16 protein-coding genes are annotated in these 18,653 nt (G+C 59.4%); 14 read left to right on the plus strand and 2 right to left on the minus strand.

Annotation, left to right across the window (positions count from 1 at the left end):
- Positions 1-488 precede the first annotated feature (488 nt).
- From MTP36_RS03840 to rfbB, 8 genes are all read left to right on the plus strand, one after another.
- A complete protein-coding gene (locus MTP36_RS03840; protein WP_249253661.1) occupies positions 489-1,535 on the plus strand; it encodes a SpoIID/LytB domain-containing protein in 1,047 nt (348 codons plus the stop codon).
- 75 nt (positions 1,536-1,610) lie between these two features.
- Positions 1,611-4,076 carry a glycosyltransferase family 2 protein gene (locus MTP36_RS03845; RefSeq protein ID WP_249253663.1) on the plus strand — a complete coding sequence of 822 codons (2,466 nt, stop codon included), beginning with the start codon at positions 1,611-1,613 and terminating at the stop codon, positions 4,074-4,076.
- Between the two features lie 4 nt (positions 4,077-4,080).
- Positions 4,081-4,905 (plus strand): glycosyltransferase, encoded by an 825-nt coding sequence (locus tag MTP36_RS03850; RefSeq protein ID WP_249253665.1) that lies wholly within the window; start codon positions 4,081-4,083, stop codon positions 4,903-4,905.
- A gap of 13 nt (positions 4,906-4,918) precedes the next feature.
- Positions 4,919-5,851: a hypothetical protein gene (locus tag MTP36_RS03855; protein WP_249253667.1), complete on the plus strand. Its 933-nt coding sequence runs from the start codon at positions 4,919-4,921 to the stop codon at positions 5,849-5,851.
- A 221-nt stretch (positions 5,852-6,072) separates the two neighbouring features.
- Positions 6,073-6,960 carry a glucose-1-phosphate thymidylyltransferase RfbA gene (gene rfbA / locus MTP36_RS03860; RefSeq protein WP_055187040.1) on the plus strand — a complete coding sequence of 296 codons (888 nt, stop codon included), beginning with the start codon at positions 6,073-6,075 and terminating at the stop codon, positions 6,958-6,960.
- Between the two features lie 22 nt (positions 6,961-6,982).
- The gene (gene rfbD / locus MTP36_RS03865; RefSeq protein ID WP_005927376.1) at positions 6,983-7,900 is read left to right on the plus strand and encodes a dTDP-4-dehydrorhamnose reductase; all 918 of its coding nucleotides are present in this window, start codon (positions 6,983-6,985) and stop codon (positions 7,898-7,900) included.
- A 44-nt stretch (positions 7,901-7,944) separates the two neighbouring features.
- Positions 7,945-8,397, plus strand: a complete 453-nt coding sequence (locus MTP36_RS03870; RefSeq protein ID WP_249253669.1) for a hypothetical protein — start codon at positions 7,945-7,947, stop codon at positions 8,395-8,397.
- A 20-nt stretch (positions 8,398-8,417) separates the two neighbouring features.
- The gene (rfbB, locus tag MTP36_RS03875; protein ID WP_055187037.1) at positions 8,418-9,482 is read left to right on the plus strand and encodes a dTDP-glucose 4,6-dehydratase; all 1,065 of its coding nucleotides are present in this window, start codon (positions 8,418-8,420) and stop codon (positions 9,480-9,482) included.
- A 773-nt stretch (positions 9,483-10,255) separates the two neighbouring features.
- Here rfbB and MTP36_RS03880 read toward each other — a convergent pair.
- The gene (locus tag MTP36_RS03880) at positions 10,256-10,855 is read right to left on the minus strand and encodes a uridine kinase family protein (protein WP_249253671.1); all 600 of its coding nucleotides are present in this window, start codon (positions 10,853-10,855) and stop codon (positions 10,256-10,258) included.
- Positions 10,856-11,175: 320 nt separating this feature from the next.
- On the opposite strand from MTP36_RS03880, the gene MTP36_RS03885 reads away from it, so the two are divergent.
- The 6 genes from MTP36_RS03885 (at position 11,176) to MTP36_RS03910 (ending at position 16,245) form a co-directional block, all read left to right on the plus strand.
- Positions 11,176-11,763 (plus strand): DUF3793 family protein, encoded by a 588-nt coding sequence (locus MTP36_RS03885; protein ID WP_112090589.1) that lies wholly within the window; start codon positions 11,176-11,178, stop codon positions 11,761-11,763.
- Between the two features lie 911 nt (positions 11,764-12,674).
- Positions 12,675-12,890, plus strand: coding sequence for a FeoA family protein (locus tag MTP36_RS03890; protein WP_005927389.1), 216 nt, complete (start codon positions 12,675-12,677; stop codon positions 12,888-12,890).
- Between the two features lie 52 nt (positions 12,891-12,942).
- Complete coding sequence (locus MTP36_RS03895) at positions 12,943-13,164, plus strand: FeoA family protein (protein WP_005927392.1); 222 nt, start codon at positions 12,943-12,945, stop codon at positions 13,162-13,164.
- A 30-nt stretch (positions 13,165-13,194) separates the two neighbouring features.
- On the plus strand, positions 13,195-15,381 hold the full coding sequence (feoB, locus tag MTP36_RS03900; RefSeq protein ID WP_249253673.1) for a ferrous iron transport protein B: 2,187 nt from the start codon (positions 13,195-13,197) through the stop codon (positions 15,379-15,381).
- Positions 15,382-15,405: 24 nt separating this feature from the next.
- Positions 15,406-15,561 (plus strand): FeoB-associated Cys-rich membrane protein, encoded by a 156-nt coding sequence (locus MTP36_RS03905; RefSeq protein WP_117554208.1) that lies wholly within the window; start codon positions 15,406-15,408, stop codon positions 15,559-15,561.
- Positions 15,562-15,849: 288 nt separating this feature from the next.
- Positions 15,850-16,245, plus strand: coding sequence for a metal-dependent transcriptional regulator (locus MTP36_RS03910; RefSeq protein WP_249253675.1), 396 nt, complete (start codon positions 15,850-15,852; stop codon positions 16,243-16,245).
- A gap of 918 nt (positions 16,246-17,163) precedes the next feature.
- Here the strand turns inward: MTP36_RS03910 and MTP36_RS03915 are convergent.
- Entirely contained in the window at positions 17,164-18,582 is a 1,419-nt protein-coding gene (locus tag MTP36_RS03915) for an AAA family ATPase (RefSeq protein WP_249253677.1), read from the minus strand.
- Positions 18,583-18,653 lie beyond the last annotated feature (71 nt).

Below are 18,653 nucleotides of genomic sequence, written 5' to 3' on the forward strand. Positions count from 1 at the left end.
CTGCTTCGACAAACTTTCAAAATTCAACGAATACTCGTGGATTTCCTGCACAGACATGAAAAATCACGAAGCGGATTTTGAGTCGTTTGCGTCTGCCATTCCGCCACATCGGCTGATATTCAATTTTGAGACATTCGTACCGGTTTCTGAAGATTGGAGGGATGTTCAGGAGGGATGTAAGAAATCCTGCTTCGACAAACCTTCAAAATTCAACGCACACTCGTGAATTTCTCGTACAGACAAGAAAAATCACGAAGCGGATTTTGAGTCCCCCTCGTCTGCCATTCCGACACACCGGCGCATGTTTTTGAACGACTTTTATTATACCGGATTCTATGGGTAAAATCAAGAGGAAGTTTTGCAGCTTTTCTCAAATTGTCCCGTCCGGTGCAAAATACATAACTCCGGTTCTTGCCCGGCGGCGCGGGCTGTGCTACACTAAGGTCATATCAAAACGTAAAATATGCCCACAAGGAGGGAACCGGACTTTGAAACATCTGCATTCTTTTGCCCGCCGCGCGGCGGCTTTTCTGCTGGCGGCGGTGCTGTGCGTCTGCATCCCGGCGGCAGCGGCTTCGGCTGCCACCACCATCGGCGGGGCCGATACTACCCTGATCCCCGCAGAGGACGAAAACTGTCTCAGCTGGCTGTTTGGCTCCAAGGATAAGATCACCATGCCCTACCTGAACATCAAGGGACAGGGGCTCAAGCGCAATGTCACGCTGGATCTGGTGGACTGTCTGGTGGGCATCACCTATACCGAGCTTGGCTCCATTGGCAGCTATGTCAGCGCCAGCGCTGCGCAGCAGGCGTGGAAGGCGCAGGCGGTGGCCATCCACTCTTATCTGGAATACCACAAACAGTACGGTTCGTCCACCAATGCGCTGATCTACACCCCGGTCAGCCAGATCCCTTCCTCTGCCCGCAACGCCATCCGAAAGGCGGTGCAGGCGGTCAAGGATGAGGTACTGGTGTACAATGGCAGCGTGTGCGATGCGGTATGGTCGGCCAGTGCAGGCTACAACACCCAGACCGGCGTGTACGGCACCTGCGCCAGTCTGGACGCGTGGGGCACGGATGTGCCTTACCTCCAAAGCGTGGAAAGCCCCTACGAGGAGCAGTACCACAACCTGCTGCGCCGGGTGATCGGCAAGGACTACACCTATATAGAATACAACGACAGCCGCACCGGCGAGCCCTACCAGAGCGCCGACACTACCCACAAGGATCTGGGCGGCTTTGTACGGTACAATACGCTGGTGTCCAACGGGCGCAGCTACCGGTACATCAACCAGTTCGTTTCCTCCCGCTACTGCTTTGACTTTGGCACCGATGCCAGCGGCACCCCCTGCATGACCTACTACGGCTTTGGCCACGGCGTAGGCATGAGCCAGTGCGGCGCAGTGGGATACGCCGCCGAGGAAGGCATGAATTACAAGCAGATCTTACAGCACTACTACACCGGGGCGAAGATCCGTACCAGCACTACCCGCAGCGGCGGACTGTTCGGCTGGCTGGCAGGGCTGTTCCGCTGAACGTGTTTGACTGAAATTTTGGAAAAACCTTCTCAAACGCCGCAGGATTTGGTATACTATATCCGTTTGTGAAAAATGAACGGGAAACATAACTGCGTGGAAAAGCGCACGGATTGGAGTATCAGCATGGAGTTGGATCAGGAAAAGCAAAATCAGGAGGCCGCCGAGCGCTGTCGTGCACTGGCACAGCGCATCGTGCGGGAGCTGGCTCCCCGCAGCGTACAGGTGCTGGAGGACAGCGGGCTGCTGGAAAAAGCTTTTTGTAAAATGAATACCGCGGTGGTGCAAAGCGCCCCGGAGCTGCTGGTGGTGGCAGACCCCCAGTGGGTCAGCCTGCCCGCCGTACAGGCGGAAAAGGTGCTGCTGGTGTGCGCAGAATACGCCGGCATGGCAGACTGCGCAAAGCAGCTTGCTGCACAGGGCTTCTGCCGGGAGCTTGCATGGAAGGATCACGGCAAGGAGCAGCTGACGGCGCTGTTCTGCCGCATGGACGCTCCGGAGCTGCCGGAGCTGGAAAACGGCTACGAGCAGCAGCTGGACGTTCTGCGGGAGCGCACCCTGCTGGCTGAGCGCACCGCTGCCGAGCAGTCTGCCCAGCTGGAGCGGCTGCGCAGCGACCTTTCCCTGAGCCGCAGCCACGAGCAGAACTTGGAAAAGACCCTGAACAGCGTGGTCAACTCCACCTTCTGGAAGGCCAGCTGGCCGCTGCGGTATCTGGTAAGCAAGTGCCGCCAGCTGTGGCGCACCTTCCCGCTGTTCGTCTTTTTTGCCACCCTGCGCCGGGTGGGCTTTGCGGGCGTAATGGCACAGGCCAAGGCCAAAAAGGAGTATAAAAAGCTGTTCCCGGGCAAGGCCATGCCCGCCGACCGCTTTGCGGACGTGGAGCTGCTGGTAAAACAGGCCGCAGACCAGCCCGCGGCACCCCTGATCAGCATCGTGGTGCCGCTGTACAACACCCCCCACGATTTTCTGGTGGAGCTGCTGGACTCGGTGCAGAACCAGACCTACCGCAACTGGGAGCTGTGCATGGTGGATGCCGGACAGGACGCGGACGTGGGTGCCCTCGTGCAGGAGCGCGCCAGCACTGACAGCCGCATCCGCTACCAGAAACTGGACAGCAACGAGGGCATTGCGGGCAACACCAATCAGGGCTTTGCCCTTGCCAGCGGCGAGTATATCGCCCTGCTGGACCATGACGACATTTTGCACCCCTGTGCACTGTGGTATGTGGCGGAAGCCATTGCCAAGCAGGGCGCGGACTTTGTGTACACGGACGAAGTGACCTTTGAAGGGGACATCGACCATCTGACGGTCTACCACTTCAAGCCGGATTATATGCTGGATAACCTGCGCTCCAACAACTATATCTGCCACCTGAGCGTGTTCAGCGCGGCGCTGCTGGCAAAGGTGGGCGGCGACGAGCGGGCAGAGTTCAACGGCAGTCAGGATTACGACCTCTACCTGCGCCTGACCGAGCAGGCAGAAAAGATCGTGCACATCCCGCATCTGCTGTACTACTGGCGTTCCAGCCCGGCCAGCGTAGCCAGCAACATCTCTGCCAAGACCTATTGTCTGGAAGCAGCCATGAAGGCCCTGCGCGCCCACTACGAGCGCATGGGCGTGCCGGTGGACGCGGTGACCATGGTGCCCAATACCCCGGGCTTCTACAAGACGGATTACACCATTACAAAGCCCGGGCGGGTCAGCGTGCTGATCCCCAGCTGCGACCATTCGGGCGATTTACGGCTGTGCGTGGAGTCCATCTACCGCAAGACCACCTACCCGGATTTTGAAATCATCATCATCGAGAACAACAGCAAGGAGCCTGCCACTTTCCGCTGCTATGAGCAGCTGCAAAAGGAGCACCCGGACACCCTGCATGTGCTCACATGGCAGGGCACCGGCTTCAATTACAGCGCCCTGAATAACTTCGGCGCACGCGCTGCCACCGGCCAGTATCTGCTGCTGCTCAACAACGACACCGAGGTCATCTCTCCCCGCTGGATGGAGGAGATGGTCATGTACGCCCAGCAGGACCGGGTGGGCTGCGTGGGCGCAAAGCTGCTCTACCCGGACAACACCATCCAGCACGCGGGCATCGGCTTCGGCTTCCTGACGCTGGCGGCGCACATGCACAAGAACTTCCCTGTGGGGCACCCCGGCTATATGGGGCGGCTCTCCTACGCGCAGGACGTGTACGCAGTGACCGCCGCCTGCCTGATGGTGCGCAAGGACGTATACGAGCAGGTGGACGGGCTGGACGAGAGCTTTGCCGTGGCCTTCAACGATGTGGACTTCTGCGTGCGCGTGCGGGAGGCGGGGTACACCAACGTGTTTACCCCCTTTGCCCAGCTGTACCACTACGAGAGCAAGAGCCGCGGGCTGGACGAAAGCCCGGCCAAGCGCAAGCGCTTTGCCTCTGAGGTGGAGCGCTTCCAGAAGCGGTGGGCAAAGCAGCTGGCTGCGGGCGACCCCTGCATGAACCCCAACTTTGACCTGATGAAGGAGGACTTCAGCTTTGACATCAAGCCGCTGGAGTGAGCCTTTGACCCAAACCGAACTGAAAGGGGGAACGCAGATGGAGCTTTCGGCCTGTATCGTGGTGTATAACGGCGCCGGGGAGGCCATCAGGGCCGCCCAGACCGTACTGGACTGCACCCGCCGCTACCCGCTCACCTTATATCTGGTGGATAACGCCAGCCCGGACGGCAGCGGCCAGCAGCTGACCGCCGCCGCCAAGGACGGCACCCTGCGCACCGTCCCCGGGCAGACGGTGCAGGTGCTCTGCCGGCTGGAGAACGGCGGCTTCGGCACCGGGCACAACACGGTGCTCTCGCTGCTGCACAGCCGGGTGCACTTTATCCTGAACCCGGATATCCAGCTGACGGCGGACACCCTGAGCGACCTTGCGGACTGGATGGCGGCGCACCCGGGCGTGGTGATGACCCGCCCGGGGCTGACCTTCCCGGACGGCAGACCCCAGCAGCTGCCGTTGCGCCGGTGCAATGTGCGCGCCATGGCCTACCGCCAGCTGCCCTGTCTGCGCTTCTGGGCAAAGTACAACGACCGCTACCTGATGGCAGACAAAGACCTGACAAAGCCAACCGAAATTGAATTCTGCACCGGCAGCTTTTCGGCGGTGGATACCGCTGCCTTCAAGGCCGTGGGCGGCTTTGACGAGGGGTACTTCATGTATGTGGAGGACGCCGACCTGACCCAGAAGATGCGCACCCGGGGCAAGGCGTATCTGGTGCCCCAGTACACCGCCATCCACGCATGGCACCGCGCGGCGCACCGCAGCCTGAAGCCTTTTTTGTGGCAGCTGCGCAGCCTGCTGCGCTACTTTTCCAAGTGGGGCTTTGCGTGGTAAAGGAGGTACTGCCATGAAGATGAGTGAAGTGCTGCTGATCAAGCTGGATACGAATGGATTTGAGCGTTTTTACAACCGGAAAATGCAGGAATGCGGCTGCACTGTGCTGCCGATCAGCGATTTCCGCCGGGAAAAATACGGCCTGAGCGTGCTGCGGCCGCTACAGCTCCGGCAGCTTACGCCGCGCTATCTGGCGCAGTATCGGCTGATCGTGCTGTTTGAGGAACCGGCACTGTTTTTGTACCTGAAAAAACGGATCGACCCGAGCCGGACAAGGCTGGTGCTCTGGAACTGGAATATCACCAATCGCACATGGCTGCGCGGAAATGCTCCGCTGCGCCGCCGCTGCGAAAACTGGACGTTTGATGCAGTAGATGCAAAAAAGTTTGGCTGGAAGCTGAACGAGCAGTTCTATTTTGCGCCGGAGGCCCTGCCTGTCCGGGAAAACGCAGACGGCAAAGCCGGTCTTACGGCATTTTCGGCCTGTGTCGATAAGGGACGCTATCCCATGATGAAGGAAATGCGGGAGGCGCTGCGCAGGCAGGGCGTTGCCACGGATTTCTGTCTTGTAAGTGAGCCGCTCCGGCGGTATGCGGCTGAGGACGCCGCGTGGATCAAGACAAAAGGACTGCCGTACGAAGAGTTTTTGCAGCACACCATCCAGAGTGACATTGTGGTGGAGGTGGTGCAGAGCCGGCAGGTGGGCATTACGGTCCGGGCGCTGGAGGCAATGTTCTATCACAAAAAGCTGATCACGAACAACGCTGCGATCCGTAAGACCCCGCTGTATCATCCGTGCAACGTCCTTATCTGGGAGCCGGGTGCGCAGGAAAAACTGCCTGCCTTTTTGCAGGCTGCGTATCAGCCGCTGCCGGAAGCGGCAGAAAAACGCTACACCTTTGCAGCATGGCTGGATAACTTTTTGCAGCCGGGAGCAGCAGACTGAGTGCAGCCAAAGAAAAATACAGGAACGGCTTTGCCAGAGAATTTTTTCTGGAAGAGCCGTTCTTTCTTGCTTTTTCTGTATTTTCATAGTAAAATAAAGTGTACTGCCATCGTCTTTTGCAAAAATGCGGACGCGGCAGACCCAAAATTGTTTACAGCGGACGCAGCTCCGCTTTGAATTAAGCTGCACATCTTTTTATCAGAAAAAAGGAGTGCACAAGTATGAAAGGCATTATTCTCGCCGGCGGTGCCGGCACACGGCTCTATCCCTTGACCATGGTCACCAGCAAACAGCTGCTGCCGGTCTACGACAAGCCCATGATCTACTATCCGCTGTCCACCCTTATGCTGGCGGGCATTCAGGATATCCTGATCATCTCTACCCCTACCGATACGCCCCGCTTTGAGGCGCTGCTGGGCGATGGCAGCCAGTACGGCATCCATCTGCAGTATAAGGTGCAGCCCTCCCCGGATGGTCTGGCACAGGCCTTTATTCTGGGCGAGGAGTTCATTGGCGACGACTGCTGCGCCATGATCCTGGGCGATAACATTTTCTACGGCAACGGCTTCTCCAAGCTGCTCAAGAGCGCCGTGGCCAACGCAGAGAACAAGGGCCGCTGCACCGTGTTCGGCTACTATGTGCAGGACCCCGAGCGCTTTGGCATCGTGGAGTTCGACAAGGACGGCAAGGTGCTCAGCGTGGAGGAAAAGCCCCAGCATCCCAAGTCCAACTACGCCATCACCGGTCTGTACTTCTACAACAAGGAAGTGGTGCAGATGGCAAAGCAGGTAAAGCCCTCTGCCCGCGGCGAGCTGGAGATCACCACCCTGAACGATATGTACCTGAAGAAGGACGAGCTGGATGTGCAGCTGCTGGGCCGCGGCTTTGCATGGCTGGACACCGGCACGATGGAGAGCCTTGTGGAGGCTGCCGACTTTGTGCACATGATCGAAAAGCGTCAGGGCATCAAGATCAGCGCACCGGAGGAGATCGCTTTCAAGTACGGCTGGATCGACCGCGACACCTTGCTGGAAAGCGCCGAGCGCTACGGCAAGAGCCCCTACGGCCAGCATCTGAAGAACGTGGCCGACGGCAAGCTGCGCTACTAAGCATAAGGAAAGGCACATTGGTATGAAAATCATTGTCACAGGCTGCAAGGGGCAGCTGGGCACAGAGCTGCTCAAGCAGCTGCAGGAGGGCCGCAGCGAGCTGGGTCCCATCCCCGAAAAGCTGCTCAACGCTACGGTGATCCCGGTGGATCTGCCGGAGCTGGATATCTCCAACTACAGGATGGTGGACGAGTTCGTGCGGCGCAACCGCCCGGATATCATCATCAACTGCGCCGCCTACACCAACGTGGACGGGTGCGAGGTGCACCACGACGATGCCTTTAAGGCAAACGCCCTTGGCCCCCGCAATCTGGCGCAGGCTGCCGAAAAAACCGGCGCACGGCTGGTGCACGTTTCCACCGACTATGTGTTCTCCGGTCGGGAGAACGGCGGCATCCCGCAGGATGAAGCCACCCTGCCCGGGCCCATCAGCGCCTACGGCTCTACCAAGCTCATGGGCGAAAAGTATGTGGAGCGGTTCTGCCACCGCCACTTCATCGTGCGCACCGCATGGCTGTACAGCTACTACGGCAAAAACTTTGTCAAGACCATCGTGAACGCGGGCAAAAAGTTCGGCAAGCTGGAGGTGGTCAACGACCAGTGCGGCAACCCCACCAACGCTGCCGACCTCGCCCACGAGATCTTGCAGCTGTGCGTGACCCACGAGTACGGCCTGTACCACTGCACCGGCGAGGGCATCTGCTCGTGGTACGATTTTGCTGCCGAGATCATCCGCCTTTCCGGTGTGGACGCTACCGTTGCCCCCTGCACCAGCGAGGAGTACAAGGCAAAGCACCCGGACAGCGCCGACCGCCCCAAGTGGAGCGCACTGGACAACCGGATGCTGCGCTGCACCGTGGGCAACGATGTCCGCGACTGGAAGGATGCGCTGGCCTGCTTCTTCGCCCACTGGGACGGCGAAAACGGCATGAAGGGCTGAGAAAAAACTGAAAATCCCCCCTGCGGAAGAACTGAGGATGTATCATGTTTGATGCGATTTTTGGCAGATCTGTCAAGATATTAAAGATCCTTGCAAAGGTGCAGTGTGTGCTGGCCTTTGTGCTTGCATCCATGCTGTGCGGCGCGGTCCATGAAATGCTGAAGCCTTTCAGCCGGTTTTCAGCCATCGTGCTGGGGCTGGTGGTCGCCGTGGTGTTCTGGGTGCTGCAAATGTTCCTTGCATGGGCGCTGTACGCCTTCGCGGAGCTGGTGGAGTACACCAAAGAGACCCACAAGGAGCTCAGCAACATGAGCGAGGGTCTGGCACGGTACACCCAAGCCACCTATGAGGAGCTTCACAGCATGAACAAAGGGCTGGAAGCATACACCGACGCCATGGGCAAGACCATGAACAGCATTGTGGCAAAGTACTGCTGCGCCGAGGAGGAACGCGCCCGCGCCGCAGCCCGCCCGCAGTCCGGGGACAACAACAAATAAATAAAGAGGGATACTGACCTATGAAAACCTATCTGATCACCGGCTGTGCCGGTTTTATCGGTTCCAACTTTGTGCACTATATGCTCAAAAAATACCCGGAGATCCTGCTGGTCAATCTGGATAAGCTGACCTACGCGGGCAATCTGGAAAATCTGAAGGACGTGGAGGGCGACCCCCGCCATGTGTTCGTGCAGGGCGATATCTGCGACAAGGAGCTGGTGGAGAGCCTGTTTGCAAAGTACGATTTCGACTACGTCATCAACTTTGCCGCCGAGAGCCATGTGGACCGCTCCATCAAGAACCCCGAAATTTTTGTGCAGAGCAACGTGATGGGCACTGTCAACCTGCTGCAGCGCGCCAAGGAGGCATGGTACGACGCCGATGCCAAGACTTGGAAGGAAGGCAAGAAGTACCTACAGGTGTCCACCGATGAGGTGTACGGCGCTCTGGGTGCAGACGGCTTCTTTATGGAGACCACGCCCCTGTGCCCCCACAGCCCCTACTCCTCCTCCAAGGCCAGCGCCGATATGTTCGTCATGGCCTTCCACGACACCTACGGCATGCCGGTGAACATCACCCGCTGCTCCAACAACTACGGCCCCTACCAGTTCCCGGAGAAGCTGATCCCCCTGATGATCAACAACGTCAAGCACCACAAGCAGCTGCCCGTCTACGGCGACGGTATGCAGATCCGCGACTGGCTGTATGTGGAGGATCACTGCAAGGCCATTGATATGGTGGCAAACGGCGGCAAGATCGGCGAGGTGTACAACGTGGGCGGCCACAACGAGCGCCCCAACATCTTCATCGTCAAGACCATCATCAACCAGCTGCACGACCGCCTGCAGGACGAGGGCATCAGCGAGGAGCTGATCAAGCACGTCGCCGACCGTCTGGGCCACGACCGCCGCTACGGCATCGACCCCACCAAGATCAAGAACGATCTGGGCTGGTACCCCGAAACTCCCTTTGAGAAGGGCATCGTGCTGACCATCGACTGGTACCTGAACCACGAGGAGTGGATGAACCACGTCACCAGCGGCGATTACCAGAACTACTATCAGGATATGTACAAGAATAAGTAACAGATTGTAAATTTGAACTCCCTCTGCACCGTGAGATGCAGAGGGAGTTTTTGGTTGGGGCACGAACCCTCTCAGTCACCTGCGGTGACAGCGCCCCCGAAGGGGGAGCGCGCCCTCTCAGTCAAGCCCTGTCGGGCTTGCCAGCTCTCCCAAAGGGAGAGCCAAGAGCACTGCCGGAAACTTTCTCATTACACTTAAAACTTTAGCAACGAGCCTTAGACCTTGGCTCTCCCTTTGGGAGAGCTGGCGCGGGAGCGCCTGAGAGGGCGCAGCAAGGCTAATGGGTGCTGCCCCTCATCCGGCGCTGCGCGCCACCTTCCCCCGGCGGGTGAAGGCTTCAGCGGCGGCGGCAATGTTTCCGGCAGCACCCAAAGGCTCCCCCTTGGGGGAGCTGTCGCGCAGCGACTGAGGGGCTATAAATGGAGAAGCGAAAAAAGCGTTAAAGCGATAGCGCCGACTGGCGCAGCGCTAGCTTTTTTGTGCTTCGACTTCTTCTTTAGGTTTGTTAAGGGCGAGGAGCCCTTGGAAACGGGTTGCGGCACCCAGCATCCGCTTCGTGCCTTGGGCGGCACTCGCGTCTTGCTGGCCGCTGCCCCAACAACTCCTCCCTGTTTCCGCCGCTGGCGGCGGTCGTCGTCGTTGCTGTTGCGGGGTGGGTGGAGTCCAGAGGTAGGGAGGGGGGAGTCGGAACACCCCTCCCTGCCTCTGGCCCAGCGGAGCGTCCCTGCACGCTGACGGCAGGCAAAAACTTTCCCCGCGGAGCGGCGCGCATTCTAAATCGTCCCGCTCCCGGTGGTCTCCACCACAAAATCCGCGTTTTCGGCTATGCCGTACTGCGCAAAGTACCCCTCCTCCAGCGGCACCCACCGGGCGGCAAAATCCGCGTAGCGGGCGCCCTCCCGCGCCTGTAAGCGCCGGGTCTGCTCGGCCTTGGTGCAGGTCACAAACACCCGCAGCGTCTCGTAGGGGTGCAGCAGCGGGTGGTGGCTGTAACTGCCCTCTAAAATCACCAGCGGCTGCGCGGGCAGCTGTGCCGGGGGCAGATAAGCCCCCTCCCGGCAGCTGTACGCCCGGTAGTCCACCGTCTGCCCCGCGTAGGCCGGGCGCAGGGCTTCGTCCCGCAGACGGGTAAGGTCCATGTTGGCGCAGGGGGTGTGTGCCCAGTCCGGGCTGCGCCGGGCGGGCGGCAGGTAGAAATCATCCGTGCGCAGCAGGGTGCAGCCGGGCAGCTGCGCCGCCAGTGCGTTGGCAAGGGTGGTCTTGCCGCTGCCGCAGCGGCCGTCCAGCGCCAGCACCAGCGGGCGGGTGGGCTTTTGCGCCAGCGCAGCGGCAACCAGCGCAGACAGGGTGGACGCGGTGATGGGTGTGGGCATGGGTTTGGCCTCCTTGGCAGGGTGCGCCCCAAGGGGCAGACCCGAGAATACCCCGATTATATCATAACCGCCGCCGGAAGGGTAGCACGGACGCGGTTTGTCATAAATAACTTTTTTGCCGGAAGGGCTTGACACGCCCCGCTGCGGTGTGGTACACTACTGACGTTAGAAATAACTAACCATGTGAGACCCCACCGGCAGTGCCCGCAGCCCGGGCGTGCTGCTTCTTTTTTTGAAGTGATGGTTAGCTGCGTCTTACTTATAACAGCCCGGCATCCGGGGCACACTGACCCTGACACCGCCGCCAAAGGAGAACCGCCATGGAGCGTGATTTTGAGACCGTAATGATCGAACAATGTGCCCCGGTACTGGCGGGGCTGAAGCCTGCGGGGCTGTTCCGCTACGAAACGCGCGACCGTGCCGATCTTGCCCGGCGGGTGGCGGGCTGGAACGCCCAGCTGAACCCCAAGGGCTTGCAGGTGCGGGTGCTGCGGGGGTGCATTGCTACCCGGCAGTATCTGGTGTACGTCTACCGCGCCGCCAAGCTGCAAACGGTGCTGGCAGATGCCGCCGTGCGCGGCTTTTTAGCCCGGGAGGGCTACCGTCTGCCGGAGGACGCCGCAGACTGCGGTGCCTTGCTCGACCAGCTCAGCCTGCGTCTGTGCTGTGCGGCAGAGGCGGCGGATTTCCCTCATGAGATCGGGGTATTTCTGGGCTATCCGCTGGAGGACGTGGTGGGCTTTATCCGCCACCGGGGCAAGTGCTTTACCTGCTGCGGGTGCTGGAAGTCCTACGGCGACCCCGCCGCCGCCCAGCAGCACTTTGACCAGCTGGCCAAGTGCACGGCGGTGTACCTGCGGCTGTTCCACAGCGGCACGCCTATTTTAAAGCTGGCAGTGGCCGCCTGAAAAATTGATATTCTCTTTTCAAATACTCTCTTTTATCCTGGCAACTCTCCTATGCATCCGACACAGGAGAGAGCGATCCTCCTTTTTACACATGACCGCCCGGTGCAGTTTTGACCCCTGTGCCGGGCGGTCGTGTGTTTGGGGGACGATTTTGAATGCGCTCCGCGTTGCTCTGCGCATAAATAGCGGAAAGATTATTTATAATTTCGGGATAGCGGAGCGCCTGCGGGCGCTCCGCTATCCCATTTTCACGGGAGGGGGTCGTGGAGGGAAACGGCATTTGCAACGCCGCTTTCTGCGAAAGCGCGGCGCTGCGGGGCAGCAGGCTCGCCCTCTCAGTCACCTGCGGTGACAGCTCTCCCAAAGGGAGAGCCAAGAGCACTGCCGGAAGCTTTCTCATTGCACCTAAAACTTTAGTGATGAACTTTACGGCTTGGCTCCCCCTTTGGGGGAGCTGGCGCGGGAGCGCCTGAGAGGGCGAGGACGTTTGCGGGAGCGAACCCTCTCCGTCTTTGCTTCGCAAATCCACCTCCCCCGAAAGGGGGAGGTTTTGCTCTACTTACCGGAAGGAGCCGAAAAGCTCCCCCTTCGGGGGAGCTGGCATCGAGCGCAGCGAGATGACTGAGAGGGTTCTTCTCTCGTCACCCTGCCCTATAAAAGGGCAAAACGACCCTCTGAAAATGTAAACATTGGCTAACTTTTACTTCAAAAAATAGAGTTAGTTATTGATGATTTTGATAAAAATGCAGGGCGATACCGGCATAAATTTTGTTTGTTCATATAAACTAACTATGAGATATGAAAAAACTATTGACAAGCTTGGTTAGCAGCGGTAAACTATCTACGCTGATAGTTACGGCTGACTAACCACCGCAGCATCACATATTTTTCAAGGGAAGGGGAGCACAGCGATGATGCCTTTGACGATGACAAAAGCAGGCGAGACCGTCACCATCCGCAGGATCAGCGGCAAGGACGAGGTGCGGCTGCATCTGGCCGAGCTGGGGTTCGTGGTTGGCAGCGAGGTGACCGTGGTCAACGAGATCGCGGGCAACCTGATCGTGCAGGTCAAGCAGAGCCGGCTGGCACTGGATAAGACCATGGCAAGCCGCATCATGGTGGACTGAGGCAGCGCCTTCCCGGTGCTGCATGAAATACTGCAAGGGAGGAACGAGTACGATGAAAACACTGAAAGACGTAAAGGTGGGCGAGACCGCCACCGTGGCACGGCTGCACGGCGAAGGCCCGGTGAAGCGCCGCATCATGGATATGGGCATCACCAAGGGGGTGCAGATCTATGTGCGCAAGGTAGCGCCGCTGGGCGACCCCATGGAGCTTACCGTGCGCAACTACGAGCTGAGCGTGCGCAAGGCCGACGCTGAGATGATCGAAGTGGTCTGATACGACCAAAAGGGAGGAAAGGTATCCGCAATGAGCATTAAAATTGCACTGGCCGGCAACCCGAACTGCGGCAAAACGACCCTGTTCAACAACCTGACCGGCTCCAACCAGTATGTGGGCAACTGGCCCGGCGTGACCGTGGAAAAAAAGGAAGGCAAACTCAAGGGCGACAAGGACGTGATCATTCAGGACCTGCCCGGCATCTACTCACTGTCCCCCTACACGCTGGAAGAGGTGGTCTCCCGTACTTACCTTGTGAAGGAGAAGCCCGACGCCATCCTGAACATCATCGACGGCACCAACATCGAGCGCAACCTCTACCTGACCACCCAGCTCATCGAGCTGGGCATCCCGGTGGTCATGGCTGTGAACATGATCGACTTGGTGCGCAAGAACGGCGATAAGATCGACCTGAAGAAGCTGAGCGCAGAGCTGGGCTGTCAGGCAGTGGAGATCAGCGCGTTGAAGGGCGAGGGCACCGAGGCCGCCGCAAAGGCTGCGGTAGCCGCCGCCAAGGCCGGCAAGACCGGCGAGCTGCCCCATGTGTTCACCGGCAGTGTGGAGCACGCCATTGCCCACATCGAAGAGTCCATTCAGGGCAAGGTGGACGACCGCTTCCTGCGCTGGTACGCCGTCAAGCTCTTCGAGCGGGACGACAAGGTGCTGGAAGAGCTGAAGCTGGACAAGGCACTGGTGGACCACATCGACGAGCACATTCAGGACTGCGAAAAAGAGATGGACGATGACGCCGAGAGCATCATCACCAACCAGCGCTACGCCTACATCAACACCGTGGTGGGCAAGGCTGTCAAGAAGAAGGCCCGCGTGGAGCACCTGACCGTTTCCGATAAGATCGACCGGATCGTCACCAACCGTGTGCTGGCACTGCCCATCTTTGCAGTGGTGATGTACCTGATGTACTCCCTGTCCATGGGCACCTCCATTGCGGACGGCGGCTGGGCCATCGGTACCTTTGCCACCGACTGGACCAACGATGTGCTGTTCGGTGAGATCGTTCCCAATGCGCTGGGCGGCTTTTTGGAGAGCATCGGCGTGGCGGGCTGGCTGTACGGCCTGATCATGGACGGCATCGTGGCCGGTGTGGGCGCGGTGCTGGGCTTTGTGCCCCAGATGCTGGTGCTGTTCTTCCTGCTGTCCATTCTGGAGGATGTGGGCTATATGTCCCGTGTGGCCTTTATCATGGACCGCATCTTCCGCAAGTTCGGCCTTTCCGGCAAGAGCTTTATCCCGGTGCTGGTGGGCACCGGCTGCGGCGTGCCGGGCGTTATGGCAAGCCGTACCATCGAGAACGAGCGTGACCGCCGCATGACCATCATGACCACCTGCTTCATCCCCTGCGGCGCAAAGATGCCCATCATCGGCCTGATCGCCGGTGCACTGTTCGGCGGTTCTTCGCTGGTGGCAGTGTCTGCCTACTTCATCGGCATGGCAGCCATCATCTGCTCCGGCATCATGCTGAAAAAGACCAAGCTCTTCGCAGGTGATCCCGCTCCCTTCGTCATGGAGCTGCCCGCCTACCATGTGCCCGCATGGGGCAACGTGCTGCGGGCAACTTGGGAGCGCGGCTGGTCCTTCATCAAGCGCGCAGGCTCTGTGATTTTGCTCGCTACCGTTGTGCTGTGGTTTATGCAGGGCTTCGGCTTCGAGAACGGTGCCTTCGGTATGGTCGAGGATCAGGACAACTCCGTGCTGGCTGCTATCGCTACCAAGGTCGCATGGATCTTTGCACCTCTGGGCTTCGGCAACTGGCGTGCAACCGTCGCTTCCGTCTCCGGCCTGATTGCAAAGGAGAACGTGGTTGGTACCTTCGGTGTTCTGTATCACTTCGGCGGCGAGCTGTCTGAGAACGGCGACGAGATCTGGGCTGCTGTTGCGAAGGACTACACCGCTCTGTCCGCTTACGCCTTCATGATCTTCAACCTGCTGTGCGCTCCCTGCTTTGCTGCTATGGGCGCCATCAAGCGCGAGATGAATAACGGCAAGTGGACGGCCATCGCCATTGGTTACATGTGTGCTCTGGCTTACTGCGCTGCGCTGGTGGTGTATCAGCTGGGCGGCCTTATCACCGGCGAGGTGCACTTCGGCCTGTTCACCGTGGTGGCTGTTGTGGTGCTGGCAGCGTTTATCTACCTGATGGTGCGCCCCAACAAGTACGCAAACAACAACGAAGTAAAGCTGGATACTTCCCGCATCTGATAGAAACGAAAGGGTGTGTACTGTATGACGGAATTTATTGCAACAAACTTTAATCTGCCCACCATCATCGTGGCAGCGCTGGTATTCGGCGCGCTGGGCTGGGTCGTATGGCACACCCACAAGCACGGCGGCGGCTGCAGCTGCGGCGGCGATTGCAGCCACTGTAAGGGCTGCCACTAAACACTGAACACTGAACCAGGGTGCATCTGAAAAGTCGAAAATTTAGTCTATTTCTACAAGCACAGCTGGCTTTTGCGTTAAACAGCCTTGAAATCCACAAAGGATTCCTGCGGCTATTTGCCTTAAATCCCGCTTGTGCTTGCGAAATATCCGTCATTTTCTTTGTTTTCAGATACACCTTAGGAGCGCGGGCTGAAACTCTCGGCTCGCGCTCTTTTTTAAGCAAAACAAAGTTAGCTTATGATAACACCGGGCAGGCCCCGGCGCGTAAAAAGGAGAGTGACCGGTATGCAGCTGACCGCAGCGCATCTGCGCTATCTGCTGGCCATCTACGAGGTAAGCCGCACCCATCTGGACATCAGCTCCCGCAGCATTGCGGAAAAGCTGGGGGTGACAAAGCCCTCGGTGGTGCGCATTTTGAACCTGCTCATGGAGCAGGGCATGATCGTAAAGGAGTACTACGGTAAAATTTACCTGACCGACCGCGGCATCTGGGTGGCAAAGCGGGTGCAGCAGGAGCTGGACGCCATTCTGGCGCACTTTCCGCCGGTGAGCGGGGAGCTGACGGACGAGGAAAAGTGGAGCGCCGCCCTTGCCATGACCAGCGCTTTGCCCCAGCGCCTTTTTACCGCCGACTATGAGCGGATGGTGGAAGAGGAGGAAACTCCCTCAGTCAAAGCCTGACGGCTTTGCCAGCTCCCTCCCAGAGGGAGCCTCTGGCGAAACCGGGCACTTTGCAGTTCAACCGGGAGGTGGGGACGATTGGGAATGCGCCGCGCTCCGCGGGGCAACTTTCTGCCTGCCAGCAGCGGGCAAGGACGCTCCGCTGGGCCAGAGGCAGGGAGGGGTGTTCCGACTCCCCCCTCCCTACCTCTGGACTCCACCCACCCCGCAACGGGCCAAGGGCTGCTCGCCCTTGACAATCCTAAAGAAGAAGTCGAAGCACAAAAAAGCTAGCGCTGCGCCAGTCGGCGCTATCGCTTTAACGCTTTTTTCGCTTCTCCATTTATAGCCCCTCAGTCGCTGCGCGACAGCTCCCCCAAGGGGGAGCGAGCGCGCCCGCAAGCTTTGCAGTTCAACCGGGAACTTTCCCGCCATGCCAAGGGCTCCCCCTTTGGGGGAGCTGGCGCGCAGCGAGACTGAGAGGGCAAGCCTGCTGCCCCGCAGCGCCGCGCTTTCGCAGAAAGCGGCGCTGCAAATGCAGTTTCCCGTTACGACCCCTCCCGTGAAAATAGCGTTTGGAGCGGCCCGCAGGCCGCGACAAACGCGAAATTATAAATAATTTTTCCTCTGATGATGCGCAGAGCGCAGCGGAGCGCATTTCAAATCGTCCCGCCCCCGGCAAGGGCGACTGTTCAAAAGTCCCCTATGACCCATAGAGTTTTGAAGAGTTACTTTTTCTGCGCCAAAACACGCAGGACGCTGCGCTTTTTGCCCTGACTCTTCAAAAGTAGCCAAAGTTTTGAAGAGTTGCAAACATAACGGAACTACGTTACTTTTAGATGCTATTCAATATAAAAAAGTGGTAATAATGTCCGACTCTTCAAAAGTCCCTTTGTATCATAGGGCTTCGCCGCCTGTTTTGAATAGTCGCATTTGCGGTCAAAGCGGCAGCTGCGTCTGTTTGTTGAGGTTGATGATCTCAGCAGCAACAGCCGCCGGTTCAAGCTCTGGACGATGCCAGTAGATCTTCTGGTTCGGCGGCTTTCCAACGCGCAACAGCTTCAAATCCAGCGCGATGCGTGCCCTGCGGATGGTACTGTCCGAGATATCCCGCTCGGCGCACAGGCGGTACACCTCGCCCGCCTCTACCCAGCCCACAAAGGACAGCTGCTTTTCCAGCGCCTCGATGGCGTTGGCAAGGGCGGCAGAGGGACGGCCATTGCCGGTGGCGGGGGTGCCCGCCTCCCGGATGATGGCGTCGGCGGTAAGGGTGCAGGGGCCGTCGTAGGCCACCGTGCCCTGCGGACAGATGCGGTAGCGCTGGCTTTCGCCGGGCTGACCAAGGCTGTTTTTGGCGTGGGCCACCACCCGCACCTCCGGGTGCTCCGGGTCCCGCCCGGCAATGAGGATGCTGCGGGCGGCGTTGCGGAAATCGCTGGAGCCAAGCAGACGGTCCAGTGCGCTGCACACCCCGGGGCCGGGCTTGCTCATGTGGCTGATGAGCAGCACCGCCATGTCCAGCTCCTTGGCAAGGGCACCCAGATGGTCCAGCAAGGGGCGCACCTGCTCGGCGCGGTTCATCTGCACCCCCTGCCCCAGATAGCTCTGGATGGGGTCGAACACCAGCAGCGCCGGGCGGTACACCCGGCACAGGGCGGCAAGCTCCTCGTCGCCCATGCTGTAACTGGCACCGTCCTGAAAGTACAGCCGGTCAAGGTCTGCCCCCATGGCCTCGGCGCGGGGACGCAGCACCTTGTTGGGGTCGTTCTCGGCGGTAAGGTAGAGCACGGTGGCGGGGGGCTGCGGCGGGGTGTCCGGCGCAAAGGCAGCGCCCCGGGTAAGCCGGGCGCACACATCCAGCGCAAGGCTGGTCTTGCCCGCAGCGGACACGCCGCCCAGAATGCTGATCATGCCCCGGGGCAGGTAGGGCTGCACCAGATAGGCGGCGCGCTCCGGCGCAAAGGCGCTGGCGGGACGGATGCGGAACCGCCCGCGCCCGGCCTTTTGTTTGGCTTCGGCTTCGGCGCGCTGCTCCTCGGCAAGGCCGGCCTGCACATACTGCTGGCGGGCGTTTGCCACAAAGCCCTCGATATCCTGCCCCATGCGCGCCCCGCAGTCGGTATACCAGCTCTCCACCCGACCGGTGTCCCGCAGCTGACGGCTGTACAGCTGCCCCCGCAGCAGCCGCAGGGCTTCCTCGCGGCGGTCTTTGTCCAGTGTATACACCAGCGTGGCGGTGTAATCGCTGAGCAATTGGGCATCCGGCGCGTGCTCCAGATGCTGGCACAGCTCCGTCCAAACCTCGTGCTGGACGGCCTGCGCCTTGTCGTAGGCGGTACGGTACTTGTTTGCGTCCATGTAAAAAAACCTCCTTCGGACATAAAGTATCTACCCTTATCCTAAGGCGATGGACGCGGAAAAACCAGTGT

Origin of the sequence: Faecalibacterium sp. I4-1-79 (assembly GCF_023347235.1) — a bacterium.
GTDB classification, from domain to species: Bacteria; Bacillota; Clostridia; order Oscillospirales; family Ruminococcaceae; genus Faecalibacterium; species Faecalibacterium tardum.